Source organism: Deefgea chitinilytica (genome assembly GCF_016881405.1).
Classification (GTDB): domain Bacteria; phylum Pseudomonadota; class Gammaproteobacteria; order Burkholderiales; family Chitinibacteraceae; genus Deefgea; species Deefgea chitinilytica.
Genome location: NZ_WOFE01000001.1, coordinates 662,854 through 676,781 on the forward strand (window position 1 = coordinate 662,854; position 13,928 = coordinate 676,781).

The 13,928-nt window shown below is 40.8% G+C and carries 11 protein-coding genes; 9 read left to right on the forward strand and 2 right to left on the reverse strand.

The window, feature by feature from the left end:
* The first annotated feature begins 13 nt into the window (after positions 1-13).
* Positions 14-508 carry a M48 metallopeptidase family protein gene (locus GM173_RS03025; RefSeq protein ID WP_203569843.1) on the forward strand — a complete coding sequence of 165 codons (495 nt, stop codon included), beginning with the start codon at positions 14-16 and terminating at the stop codon, positions 506-508.
* Positions 509-700: 192 nt separating this feature from the next.
* Here GM173_RS03025 and GM173_RS03030 read toward each other — a convergent pair whose 3' ends face one another.
* The gene (locus GM173_RS03030; protein WP_203569844.1) at positions 701-1,360 is read right to left on the reverse strand and encodes a hypothetical protein; all 660 of its coding nucleotides are present in this window, start codon (positions 1,358-1,360) and stop codon (positions 701-703) included.
* A gap of 814 nt (positions 1,361-2,174) precedes the next feature.
* Here GM173_RS03030 and GM173_RS03035 point away from each other — a divergent pair.
* Genes GM173_RS03035 through GM173_RS03050 form a run of 4 tightly spaced genes read left to right on the forward strand, consistent with a single transcriptional unit; the run spans position 2,175 to position 7,759 of the window.
* Entirely contained in the window at positions 2,175-3,575 is a 1,401-nt protein-coding gene (locus GM173_RS03035) for a tyrosine-type recombinase/integrase (RefSeq protein WP_203569845.1), read from the forward strand.
* A complete protein-coding gene (locus GM173_RS03040) occupies positions 3,572-5,410 on the forward strand; it encodes a hypothetical protein (protein ID WP_203569846.1) in 1,839 nt (612 codons plus the stop codon). The genes GM173_RS03035 and GM173_RS03040 overlap by 4 nt, the downstream gene beginning before the upstream one ends.
* Position 5,411: 1 nt before the next feature.
* The gene (locus tag GM173_RS03045; protein ID WP_203569847.1) at positions 5,412-7,346 is read left to right on the forward strand and encodes a hypothetical protein; all 1,935 of its coding nucleotides are present in this window, start codon (positions 5,412-5,414) and stop codon (positions 7,344-7,346) included.
* Positions 7,347-7,357: 11 nt separating this feature from the next.
* On the forward strand, positions 7,358-7,759 hold the full coding sequence (locus tag GM173_RS03050) for a hypothetical protein (RefSeq protein WP_203569848.1): 402 nt from the start codon (positions 7,358-7,360) through the stop codon (positions 7,757-7,759).
* Positions 7,760-7,840: 81 nt separating this feature from the next.
* Here GM173_RS03050 and GM173_RS03055 read toward each other — a convergent pair whose 3' ends face one another.
* Positions 7,841-9,016 (reverse strand): hypothetical protein, encoded by a 1,176-nt coding sequence (locus GM173_RS03055; RefSeq protein ID WP_203569849.1) that lies wholly within the window; start codon positions 9,014-9,016, stop codon positions 7,841-7,843.
* A gap of 620 nt (positions 9,017-9,636) precedes the next feature.
* On the opposite strand from GM173_RS03055, the gene GM173_RS03060 reads away from it, so the two are divergent.
* From GM173_RS03060 to GM173_RS03075, 4 genes are all read left to right on the forward strand, one after another.
* Entirely contained in the window at positions 9,637-11,490 is a 1,854-nt protein-coding gene (locus tag GM173_RS03060; RefSeq protein WP_203569850.1) for a Sir2 family NAD-dependent protein deacetylase, read from the forward strand.
* Positions 11,491-11,612: 122 nt separating this feature from the next.
* Complete coding sequence (locus GM173_RS03065) at positions 11,613-12,068, forward strand: hypothetical protein (protein WP_203569851.1); 456 nt, start codon at positions 11,613-11,615, stop codon at positions 12,066-12,068.
* A complete protein-coding gene (locus GM173_RS03070; RefSeq protein WP_203569852.1) occupies positions 12,065-12,958 on the forward strand; it encodes an arginase family protein in 894 nt (297 codons plus the stop codon). Before GM173_RS03065 ends, GM173_RS03070 begins: the two co-directional genes overlap by 4 nt.
* Positions 12,959-13,001: 43 nt before the next feature.
* A complete protein-coding gene (locus GM173_RS03075) occupies positions 13,002-13,664 on the forward strand; it encodes a hypothetical protein (protein ID WP_203569853.1) in 663 nt (220 codons plus the stop codon).
* The last annotated feature ends 264 nt before the right edge of the window (positions 13,665-13,928 follow it).

A 13,928-nucleotide genomic window follows, 5' to 3' on the forward strand; every position in this document is an offset into this window, starting at 1 on the left:
TAGCCTTGAAAAAATGACAACATTGAAATATCTAAGCGCATACCCAGAGCAAATACAAAGCCGGGTTCTGGCAATGATTGCTAGCAATCAGCTTGGAACGCATTTGGCAAAGCGCTATCCAAATCGTCACAATATAACAACAGATAAACAACTATTTGAATACATATCAGAAATCAAGGCCGATTACTTGAAGAATACCCCAGCTTTATCCAAGGCGGTTTTTGATAGTAAGATCAAAGTTGTGCAACATGCACTAGGCACTCATACGCATATTACTAGGGTTCAAGGTAGTAATCTAAAAAGTAAAAATGAAATTCGGATTGCATCTTTATTTAAGATGACCCCACCTGAGTTCTTAAGAATGATTGTAGTTCATGAGCTTGCTCATTTTAAGATTAAAGAACATAGCAAATCATTTTATCAGCTATGCCTGCATATGGAGCCTGAATATATGCAACTTGAATTTGATCTTAGATTGTATTTGATTTATCAAGATCTTCAAGTTTAGTGGATGGAGTCAGTTAAAAATTGCTCTTGGCAACAAATAATAGGCTCTCGCGGAATGAACGCATTAATAATGTGTGTGGATGTATTATTTATTTTTCTAGAATAACGTGCTAATTTATCTGTAATGCCGATTGAGAAAATGCATGATATTGAATGCTTTCTGTCGAAGGCGTGATTAGTTGGCCTTTCTGCGTTATAAATTAGTTTCTTTTCTATTTGCTTGTAGCATCTCACTTGCCAATTTTCTTGCCTTTTCATCTACTCTAGCCAATTGAAGTAAATTAAAAAGGCGCTTGTAGGCTACGGATGAGTCTGGTAAGCAATTTTGACTAAAGTAATATTTTATTAGCTCATCTTGTCGTTTATTAAAAGCAATTTCAGCTATAGCAGAATCAAGCTCTTTTGGCTTTTTTGTTGATATGAAATATTTTCCCTCTTCTGTGCTTTTTCCGATTGTCGGATTTTCGATATCGCAATCTTCCTCTTGCAGTATTGATGCTGTTTCAAAGCCGTATTTCGAGTTTTGAATGAGAATATTCAAATTAAAATAATCCCTAGCGGTGTCTGCCACCTCTTTCGTTGATTTTAATTGTCCGCAAGTCCAAGCGCGCTGTGGTGCAGTATGGCCATTTTCCTGATCCGTGATTCCTGTTGCTAGCCAAAATGCATATTCAGGCCAACGGCGGGCAATGGCTTCAATCATGTCAATGGTTGGTTTTTGCTTACCTGTCCAAAAATTTTTCCAATTTGTAGCAGGTATCCCGGTTTCTTCTTCCAGCGCTTTACTTCTTCGATTTTCATCGACCTCTGAACTGATGATTGCTTTTACTCTGTAGGCAATGTCGTTACGCATACTCTCAACTGTAGTGGTGTTAAGTAGTTCGTTACAACCAAATGTAAAAACTCCGCACCTTATGCCATGGCAACCCCAATAAACAAGGGACTTCCAGGCAGAAGGGGTTTAGAAATTTCCATTTGGTTACGCAACACTACTTAGTGATGTGATTTTAGCCGCGTACTCAAACGTGAATGTGTCGGTCCGCCTTGTATTTTAAACCAGAATTTTTGTAGTACATCTAGTGTCCGACGTACTTTCGGCTTTTGTTGCTGTTTACTACTCAAGAACACAATCGAATTTGTTGTCGTTCTTGCTCTTGAATTTTCAAGCATTACCTCTGCTGTCTCCGTGCCTCTTTTGCATCCCCTTTTTAAACAGCCAACACACCTGAGCTTCTTAAAAGTCGGATCGTTTAAAGATATACCCTTTAAAAATCAATATATTACAGCGACATCTTTGTGAGGGCTGGAGGCTCTTTTAAGCGGAGCCCCATGCCCATCTATGTCGGCTCGGATTTGTGATTTCGGGCTGTTTCTCAAGTTCAGCCCGGACAGCTTGCTAAATTGTGCTCGACGAAAATTTTACATGCCACGGCGCAACTGCTACAGTGTAGATTATACAGTGTAAAAAATACACTCCGATTGGAGGTGTGCCAGTGGAAAGAGTACGCATTGTTTGTATTAAAACAGCTCGACACAAATGATAATCGTTCGCTTTTTCCAAGGGTGACCTCAAAGTAATAAGTAAACTGAACTTGATGAAAGATATGATAATTTTTTCAATTTGTAGTGAACTTTTAAATTAGATAGATTTTGATTGTGGTGGTGATATGAATAAATGGAAAAAAATATTATTGCCTGATTTTAATTGGGAACTATCTGATGATAGGTATTTGGATAACAAAGATAAAAATCAATGTGTCGAAAATATGGTTAGCAGAAGCGATCAAAGTATTTATAGTTTGATATCTACTGGTGCGATTGGCATAAATAAAATGCCAGTAATTGTTTCGTTGCGTGGGGATATATGGAAAGAAGCTGCTCTGTATGTTTTTTGTCAGATTGTTGAAAATGGAATGAGAATTGAGACTGTCTCTAGTATTGCGGAGGGTCTGGTGGCTTATAAAAACTTCCTAGAAGATAATAATTTAAATTGGCTAGATTTTGATTGCATTAAGATTCGAAGGCCTACTTATCGCATGTATGGAGAGTTAAAAATACGAGTGCAGTCAGGAGAGATTTCTGAAAATACAGCCTCCAGAATTATGAAGTCAGTAATTGGATTCTACCGATGGTTAATCGTAAATAAATTGTTTAAGCCTAAATATGACCCGTGGGGGGAGAGAGAAGTGGTGCGGTTTGCAGTTGATACGATTGGAAAAGAATATAGAATTATCAAAAAAAAGACGGACTTAAGTTTTAGTTCTTCTCGAGATGGCTATCAATATGGTGAAACAATTATTGATGGTGGAAATTTAAAACCAATTCCAAGTGATGAGCAAAAATATATTTGCGACTTCTTAATGCAAAATAAGAATGTTGAGATGAGGCTAATATTTGTTTTTGCATTGATTACTGGTGCTCGTATTCAAACAATATTAACAATGAATGTGGAGGCAATAATTAATGTGTGTGAAGGAATTGTTCCTGAAGAAATTAGAATTCCTGCTGGGCCTGCAACTGGCATAGACACTAAAAAAAATAAGAAACTGGTAATTATCATGCCGGCATGGTTTGCTATGAAATTATATCGGTATATTAAAAGTGAAAGAGCATCAAAGAGAAGAGCGCTAGCTAGTCCTGAATATAATAACAATGTTTTTCTAAGTAAAACGGGGCAGCCATTTTATGAGAAAAAAGTGCTAGGTTCAGTTTCCAGTGATGGCAAAAGGTATTTTAATAATGGCCAAGCGGTCCGTCAGTATTTGTCTGAACAAATGTTGCCTTGGATTAGGAAAAGATATAAGAAAGATTTTTCATTTAAATTTCATGATTTAAGGGCGACATTTGGTATGAATTTAACTGAATATCAAATTGGGTTGGTTGAAAAAGGTTTAATTACTTTAAGCGACGCTAGGACATATGTGCAACACAGAATGGGGCATGCGAGTGCACAGCAGACAGATCATTACTTGAACTACAAAAAGAAAATAACGCATGAGCGATTTATTCGAGACGAATTTTATAATGATCTACAAATATTGATGGATCAAGCGGAGGAAAATGAATGAGAGATAAATATGAGATGATCAAAGTTCCTTTTGATGGGGCGGGGAATATTCCGTTTGATACACCAAAATTATTGATGATTTCAGGGGTGGATGGATGTATTCACCTTCATAAAATGCATAACAGCAAGAATTTGACAAGGAGTGTGATAAATAGGTTGATCGAATATTCGAATGATAAGTACAAGCAAGGAATTAGGCCGATCACAATTCGAGATGCGTTAAGAAGATTTTTTAGTTTCTTTTACTGGTGTGAGGGAAATATTGAAAGCGATGCAATTGTCGGATTGGAAAAGTCGAAAGATACACTTGAGAAATTTAAGAAGTATCTCACCCTCCGAGCTCAGAAACGCGAGATTAATTTCAAAACTGCAACGAGGCATCTTGAGATCGTTAATGAAATTCTATCATTTGTTTTTGAAGTTGATTATGTGATTAAAGACAGATTGATTGTTGGTATCGATAAAGTAAAGGAAACAGTGGTTCCTAGCGATTTCGCCCAAAAAAGAACATTAGGTATTTGCAATTTATTTTTCCAGTGTATTCATGATCATATCATAAATGAGAAAAAATATCCATTTTGCATTAAGTTGCCTAGCTATCTTAAATGGAAAAATAATGAATTATGGATATTCCCAACAACTGTTTGGGCGTATAACGAAAATGATGGTCCGCTGCATGATGGGAAATGTAATAGAGGATTTTCAATTGCAAATAACTATTCCAATGGAACTGTTCGAGATTTTAACGAGCTGAGTAAATTGTTTGGCTCACAGAAATCAAAGTCATCACTTCGGGCATCAGTTAAAAGTGCAAATGATCAAATTGAAAGTGCAAATTTAGATATGCAGCATGCGCAGCGCAGACGGATTGCCCAGCATGCTATGGCCGCTTACATCGTGCTTTTTGTTGCTGCGACGGGAATTAACTGGGCTCAATTGAGAGACTTGGTGTGGTCAGAAAATGATCAGTATGATATTAAAAGTCAACGGCAAGGATTTCGAAGTATTAAGTATCGCGCAAATAACAAAGAGGTATATTTTGAACTACCACTTGGTTTTATGCCTCTTTTTAAGAAGTATTTGGAATTAAGGAGGTACTTGCTAAATGGAAATTACTTTGGTCTGCTTTTCTTTGATTTTGGGGTGCGTTTTAGTAAAAGCAATAAGGCAAAGAAAATCGGGTCAAGTATGAGTAAAATCTTTAAAGTACTATCAAGATTAGATCCGGATCTTGATGTTGTTGGCGTGCGTGCTCGACAGTGGCGCGCATCAATGTCAACAAAGTTACAAACTAAAAATGATCTGCCTGCAGTAAGTTCTATTTTAAACAATTCTATAGACACAATTAAAAAACATTACAGCCAAGGTGGAGAAGAAGTTCAGCAGAAAGAATTGGGTAGTTTCTTCGCGGCGCTTGATGGCTTTGTTAAAGATAAACGAGATGATAAAGAATTAAAAAGTCCTGTTGGCTCATGTGCGGATTACGGAAATCCATCTGGTACGTGCCACGACTCTGCCGCTATCAACCCAAATTGTAATGATTTATTTGGGTGCTTCTCCTGTAATAAATATCGGCTGGTTATTGATGAGCTTGATGTCCGAAAAATCCTAAGTGCGCGTTTTTGTTTGAAGTTACAAATGACTGATTCAAAAGTTGGGACTGCGCATTCAGAAGCATTATCAAAGATGGTAAATCGTATTGATGAGTTGCTAGAAAGTGTAAGAAATAAAAATGAAATTTTAGTGAAAAAAATTGAGATGCAAGTCGAGGGAGAGCAACTGCTAGATAATTATTGGATGAACAAACTAAACTTATTAGTAAATATGGGGTTTTGAAATGGGTCTTAGTGTTTTGAATGATGTAATAGATGGCTTAATTGTTAGTGCTCCACCTGGGTTCTTGCCAGAAAATAATACAATTATATCGTATGCGAGTGATGGAAGTGTTAAATCACGATTCTCAGATGATTCATGGGTGTTAAATAGTAATGAGTTGAGGGCAAAAAGCGGTACTATATTTTTTTTGAGTGAGTGTGATTTGGAGGCGAAAATTTTTGTGAAATATATAACATATTTGTTAATGTTTAGAAAAAAAGGTCGAAGGCTGAGTGATCGGACGTTGATCAATTATAGTGGTGTTGTTGGTGTTATTGCGAAATTTATTTTTGATAGAAAATGTGATTATTTTTTGTTTTTTTCTAATCAAGAATTGATTAAGGAGTTCTTTTCTGGTGCGTCGGGGTGGCAAAAAGAAACTGCTGGCTCTATATTTGCCGCATTGTCCAAGCTAGATTTTAGTGAAACTGGATTTAAGATTGTTGATTGTGAAAAAATGTTTAAATTAAAGGGGGTTGATAGAGTATACAGAGAAAAACTGAAGCAGCACCCACCCCTACCGACGAGAATTTACTCAATTATTTTGACTCGTTTATCTGAGAAAATTATTGAATGGCAGGAAATCAAGACCGAGGTGATGCATCTGGTTTCCCATTCCTATTTAGATAAACTATGGGGGCGAACAAAGGAGTCAAAATTATACAGAAAGAACAAACCAGTTGCCGGTGTTATCTATCCGAAATTCGAGGATGTATGTTCAGAGAATCTTGCTAATTATTTAATAAAGAATGGGTATTTATACAGTGTTCGTGGATTGACTTCTTTGATTGGTGATGTGCAATTGGCTGTTAAATTGACTGTGCAAGCATATACCGGGATGCGAGACGACGAAGCATCGACCCTCCCATTGTATTGTGACCATTCAAAGAAATTTGCTGATGATGAGGTTTTTTGGATTGATGGTTTTTCAACGAAGATGAATAATGGCCAACCTGCTGCGGCTTCTTGGATTACCAATTCCACTGCAGTTGATGCTGTTAAAATCGCACAAGAGATCGCTGTTTTTATTTCAGATTTAATAGATTTTGATTATAAGGACGAAACAAAAAACACACCACTATTTGTGTCTGTTGGGTATTTGTGGGGGCTTCGTCCTGAGTCGCAGCGCTTACAGCCAGGTGTTTTGAATTTAGCAACCATGAAAAAATTTAGAAAGTGGATTCAGCCAAAAATTGAAATTGATGATATTAAAGAGCTCCAACAAATTGATCTTCATCGCGCGTGGAGCGCTGAAAGTAATTTTAAAGTAGGCTCTGCTTGGCATTTTTCATCTCATCAATTGCGGCGCTCGCTTGCTGTGTACGCGCACAGATCAGGTATTGTTTCTTTACCGAGTTTACGGCGACAATTGCAGCATTTGACTAATGCGATGACAAAATATTATGCACGTGGTGCATTATTTGCTTTAGATTTTATTTCACCATGGAATACTGATCACTTTGTTTTTGAGTGGCAGAATGCTTCTTCTTCTTCTTCAGCAATTGGCTATATAAAAAATGTTCTTGAAACAGATGATTCAATTTCTGGTGGGCATGGCAGCTGGGTTGAATTACGGATTAAATCTGATGCCCAGCTTCTCACTCAAAGCCGTGAAACCATCGTGAAGATGTTTCAAAGAGGAGACATTAGCTATAAAGAAACTCCGATTGGGGGTTGTACTTCCACTGTAGGTTGTCATCAACCAGCCATAAATTGGCTGAGTCTAGATTGTTTGAAAAGCAATTGCAAGAACATGGTCTGCACCTCTTCGAAACTTAGTAGATTGATTAAGTGTCAAGAGTCATTTGTGAATCAGCTTGAGGTTGATTCAATTGAACATAAAATTGAGATTTCAGCTTTGAATGTCATGTACGAAGCCTATAAAAAATTAAGTTAGTGAGGAAGATTATGTCGCAGAGTATTTTGGAATATTTTGATGCATTAGAACGGTTGATTAAGAATGCACCTAGAGTAGTTCCGAAAAACACAAAAATATCTAATGATTCTGTTGCAATTGAGGCGGGGCGAAAACGTGGCAGTATCAAGCGTAGTCGCGCTATGTTTTCCGTTTTAATTAGTGCTATTGATCAGGCCGCAACTAATCAAAATTGCTGCGTTCAAAAAAGTCCTGGTGACGTTTTGAAAGAAAGAAATAAAAAAATTAAGGAGGAGTATGGTCAGCTAAGAGAGCAATATGAATATTTGGTTTCGGAAAATATTAAAATGTTGGTGGTAATTGCTGAGTTGAAAAAAGAATTGGCTCAGTTTAGAGGGGGTAACGTAATTCCTTTGTTTTTGCCAAAGGAATAGTGTGACCTTTATTTGGGGTGGCATATTTTATCTGCATTGTTAATGGGGTATGTGCCCAAAGAAAATTGATTGGTTTTAACATTAATGCTTTTTACCATCACCTTCGTAAGATGGCATGCTTCCGAATTGTCCATGAATGACGTCTCGAAAATTACCTTTAGTAATTCCAGCATCTTTTTCAGATCTTTTTATGGCAGTAAGTTGTCTTTGTTGAGAACCAATTTGATATATGTTTACAACACCCGTGCCGCCACATTGGCTACATTCTGGATTCCCACCCCCGCAGATACACAAACTCACATTTGGGGTTGTAGTATTAGCAGTAGATGCCTTCGGTATATTTGATTTAGCCTTTGGTTTCTTTTGTGGAGGCGGCAATTTATGCGCGTCCGGATTGGAAGGCGGGCGTTGGGTAATGGGAACGTGAGTTCGTTGTCCTAATAAATCGTTTTTTGATTCGATTGGCTTTGTTGCGTAAGAGTGATTGGCATATCTAGCAAACTCATGTTTTTTATCATCGCTCAACAATTGCATAGTTCGGGCGGTTTCAACTTTGCTAGTGCCTGAAGGATGACTAAATTCAATGTGCTTAGTTATCATTGTCTGGGGAATTCGCTCACCACAAATAGGGCAGCAATCTACAATAGGTTTTGCCGAATGGTGCCGCAGACCGCCTGAATGACTAAGTTGTAACAATTTAGCTTCAGTCTTTCTCATTAAACGCGCTAAATGACCAACGTTGTCGTAAGGCTGCATTTTTAACCATTCTTGTGCTGTTTTTTTTAGTCCATATAATCTTTTTAGATCTGGGCTTCTCTGTGAGCATGTTACGTCAACGGCTGTTGCGAACGACGTAACTGGGTTCCGACCTATTGATTTGGTAACTCGGGTAGATTTCTGCTTGTATTTAGAATTGGTCTTATTTTTTACAATGTTATTTGCGCGCAAAGCTAATTTTTGATTTGGTATAGATTTTTTAACTTTGGATGGTTTTTTTTCTAATTTTACATCAACAATATTTACAGGTGTAGCAACATCTTTCAAAGGCAATTTAGATAGACGGGCATGACATCCATTCAGATATGCAATTATTTCATTTTCTTTACAAAGGCTCATTACCGATTCAATTTCTTTGATCTTCACCTCTAATGCATCCCTACTTCCCATGTGTATAAGGATCGCCGAGCGACCCTGCGCTATCTCTGCTAACAACGATGCAATCAATTGATTTAATTTCTCACACTTCATGTTATTCACTGGGTTTCCTTTAGCTATTTTCTAAAAAAGAACGAAATTTCGTATCTTTAGAAAACACATACAGTTGATTCGGTGTTTGTCTAGTATGCGCTGTGGTGTGGCTTATAGAGTGAGCCTCTATCAGATATGTGGTGCTAGTGTAATTAAATCTTGTTTGAATTTACTCAATGGGATCCGAATTCTCTTAGCTGTTTGGCCAGCAGCACTAATTGTTCAGCTATAAAACTTTTGTGATTGTGAGGTTCCAAACTCCTATCTCCGCTTCATTCCACGAGCCTTTTGCGCGTTCTTGCAAGCGCATTCGATCGATAAGCGTCATCTCAAAAAGAGTTTTCTCATCGCCAGTTAGCCAACACTCGGGGTTCGAAACATGTCGCGGATCCAGTGGATTAAAGCCTGAATTCAGATTCAATTGGTGGTAACGTGCTTTCATCAGTATTAGACCTCTCTGGCGTTTTCACGGGCCATGCTCAGCTCATAGTGCTTTCAGCTGGATGAATTAAACCCAGTATAGCTATTCTAGTGGCTCATAGCATGAGCGCCACAGAGGCGATTCCCACTTTCTTGTTTGACCTAAATAGGCAATACAATGTGTAGCACCCCCTATATTTGGAGCTGCAATGAGTCAGTCCGAACGTCTATTCCGCATCAACCAGTTACTTCATGAACGGCGGGTAGTGCCGATCTCGATGTTCCTCGATGAGCTAGAAATTTCCCGAGCAACTTTCAAGCGAGATATGGATTACCTACGCGACCGATTGCGTGCGCCCATTATTTGGGATCGAGAAGTACGCGGATATCGTTTTGAATCAGCTCAAGCAGCAGGTCAGTTTGAATTGCCTGGGCTGTGGTTTTCAGCGAAGGAAGCGATCGCACTTTTGTCGATGCAGCATGTATTATCACAACTTGAGCCTAGTTTACTATCAGGCCATGTTGGTCCATTTCAGACGCGTTTGCGTACGCTGTTAGCGGATGAGGGTCTGGATCCAGATGCAGTATCACGGCGCATTCGTTTGTTGCCATCGCAACATCGCCCAATTGAAGCTGCCCATTTCGAGGCCATTGCTCATGCAGTCATGCAGCGGCAACGCCTTGCTTTAAGTTATCGGCCAGCCGGAGCCGCAGTAGCTACCGAACGTACAGTTTCACCACAGCGCCTGACACATTACCGCAACGCTTGGTATTTGGAAGCATGGTGCCACTTGCGGAATGCCATTCGCTCGTTTGCTTTAGATAGCATCGAATGTGTGAGTCTGCTTCCAGAAACCGCCCTTGATATCCCTGATGAAGAATTGCAACAAGCACAGGATGGCGGTTATGGCATTTTTAGTGGGAATGACCGCCAATGGGCACGATTAAAATTCAGCGGTAAAGCCGCGCATTATGTGAGCCGAGAAACCTGGCACGCTGAGCAGCATGGCGAATGGCAAGATGTTGAAACCTATTTGCTAGATCTACCGTATCGCGGAGATCGTGAATTAGTGATGGATATCTTACGGCACGGTGCCGACGTGGAAGTACTAGACCCACCAGAATTACGCAAAACAGTGGCCGATCAACTGCAAGCAGCGGTGACTCAGTATGGTGCCGAATTGCTCGCACCAAAGCCTATTAATGCGCCCTCGCTCAATCTCAGCCCACTACATTCAAGCGCAAGAAAGGCTGCTGATCGAATTCGTCATGCTGATGGTCTCCTAATTACCGCTGGCGCAGGAATGGGGGTTGATTCTGGCTTACCTGATTTTCGTGGTGATAATGGATTCTGGGAGGCATATCCAGCGTTGGGCAAAGCCAATCTTAGTTTCATGGATGTCGCCTGTCCGCAAACCTTTCGCACTGATCCCGCACTAGCGTGGGGATTTTATGGTCATCGGTTAAAACTATATCGAGAAACACAACCCCATAATGGCTTTAAGTTGCTTAACCGCTGGGGAGAGCGTTTACTCCATGGGGCATCGATTTTTACGAGTAATGTTGATGGGCAATTCCAGAAAGCTGGCTTTTCAGAACAGCGAATATCTGAGTGCCACGGTTCCATTCATCATTTGCAATGCTTGGATGCATGTAGCACTCACATCGAATCTGCTGATTGGCTGGTACCCGAAATTGATACCGACAATTGTAGGTGGATAGGCAAATTGCCTGCCTGCCAACAATGTGGCGCACTACTGCGGCCCAACATCCTGATGTTTGGCGACTGGGAATGGCTTGGTCAACGTAGCGATGAACAGCGGCAGCGACTGAATCGCTGGCTGGAAAAGCCGCAACGACTGGTCATTATCGAGCTCGGCGCAGGCACTACAATTGCCACAGTACGTCGAGCCGGTGAACGCTTGCTACACCGTGAAAATGCAGAAAACACATCGCTGATCCGCATCAATCCTACAGAATCTGAAGGCCCCACTGGTTCACTCAGTTTAGCCTGCAATGCCCTGATCGGCATTGAGGCAATTGCAGAAACTCTGAGTTGGTAAGTTACTGGCTCATCAACTCTGAGCCAGTCAATGAATTAATACGGTCATTAGGTGAGCCTGCGCAAGTAGCATGATATGGGTATGAATCATTCGGCAGCCCTCATGCTGCATAGGAAATCATCATGCCCGCTCTACCTAGTGGCACCCATATCGCTTTTGATCCTGCAGCTATCTTTTCTTTATTAGAAGGGCCACATACAGTCGACAAGGTGGTTCAGCTCATGCTGATCCGTAATTGGGCAGACATGCAATATTTGCTAGAGATCATCCAATTAGTTCCAATCGAGGAGGCAGATGAGACTACTCTACCGATTTTGTTAAGTGACGATTCTCTTCAGGCCCCAGAAGGTCATGTGATGCGGCCCACGGACATGAGTGTGCCGGAGTACCTACACAGCCTAGAAGTGAGCAAGTTAAAGGCTGATCACGAGGCGCTTGTCGCTGAACTGAATGGCCGCGCCAAAGATCATTTTGCCTTTTTGTTAGAACGGGTGCAGCAAACCCAGAAGCTTTTACTCGAAATGAATGTGGAAGGCAGCCACTGGGGTCATCATCTTGCGAATGGAGGCTTATCATGATGCTTCCTTTGCCTCCAATGACTGCCATACCCGTCTTTTATTCGGAAAAGATGATTGGCAATGTGGCCAGTTTCTCGCCTAGTGCAGCAAAGCCGAGGGCCGTTTTAGCTTCATGGCAAGCCTTGGATATTTCAATTTCTATTCATGATATCGAGCCTGCCAGTAATGAATTACTGAAACTAGCGCATGATTCAGACTATGTAGACGGTATTTTTGCAGGTACGCGGGTGAATGGGTTTCGGACAAAAGACCCCATACTTGCGGAAAGCTGTCGCTATACCGTTGGCGCAATGCTGGCAGCTGCCCATGAGGCACTAAAAAACCAGCAAGTTGCCATTGCTCCCGTATCAGGATTTCACCATGCAGGCTATAGCGATGCATTTGGCTATTGCACGTTTAACGGTTTGTTAGTAACCGCCATCGCACTCAAGCAAGCAGGCCTAGTTCACAAAATAGGTATTCTGGACTGTGATGTGCATTATGGTGACGGTAGTCAGGCCATTATTGATCGACTTAAGCTTGAGGCTTGGATCGAGCACATCAGCATGGGGGCACGCTGGACTACGCTTCCCGAATATGCCGAAGGCTTTCTAGCCGATTTGCCCAAGGTAATGCACAGCTTCACCGACTGTACTTTGCTACTGTATCAGGCTGGGGCAGACCCACACATCGATGATCCACTAGGCGGCTTTTTAACGAGTGAGCAAATGCAAAGACGAGATCGTATTGTATTTGAATACTGTCGGCGCTTTCAGTTGCCGGTGGCGTGGAATCTCGCAGGAGGTTATCAAAGAGACGAGTTGGGTTCCATTAGACCAGTACTTGATCTGCACGATCAAACTTTACGCGAATGCGCAGTCGCTTATAATTTGAAGCCGCTAAGCACTTAACCCCAGCCAGTTCCGTTGCGGCAACTTGGGAGATTTTTCAAACATGGCGATGACTGATAAAGAATTTGAAAAGATGTTAGATAAACGTCGTTTTACGACAAACACAAAAGAAATGAATGAGACAGTTATGTCTTTATTACAATCCGCAATATTATTTGTCATCGAGCAAAATAGCGGCAGGCATCTAGGCATGATCATCGAGCAGATAGATGACACAAGTGCCCAGCAGGATCGTGCAATGGCTTGGGCGAATGCCTACGCAAGTGCAGGCTTAGGACTAAAAGAAGGAGCTAGCCCTCTATCCCGCAAGGAGAATCCGGACAAATTAGGCACGTTCTTGACCAAAGTGTCGGCAGATGCATTGGCCGAATTTCGAGCTAACGGGTTCGACTTAGTAGCAGCCGACAAATTTGCAGCCGACTACCCTAACCCTATGAGTTGGAAAGGATATGTTGCAAAAAAAACTAAACCTAAACCAAAAGAATTCGACTGCAAAACTTATGCCTACACAGTAGCCAAGCATTTCCTTGAAAACGGGATCAGCGAAGCCGCCGCCATAAGTGCACTCAAAGCAGCATTTACTCACCAGCTAGATACGCACTCAAACAAATCAGCTAATGAAAACAAATTTTTGGATGATACTGAAATTTCATCGTCTGTTCGAACATTGCAAGGAGGTTTACCTACTCTAGGTAAACGGAGGTAATTTGGCAGGCTACGTAAGCTACAACTTAGCGGTTCAAATTGCGAATCTTCTCAATCAGAATTCACAGTAAATTAGATTGTCAAGTCGGGTCTTTTGAGTAGTTTAAAGTTGGTGCTATTTGAAAGTATCCACGACTGCTAAGGCCGCGAACGTTCAGGTTGTGGCCTTTTGTTTTTTTAGCGATGGGAAAAACGGGCAGACCCCAGCGTCAGACCGCCTCGAGTGCAAGAAACATTTCAAGTCCACAATAAGTCATATACCAAA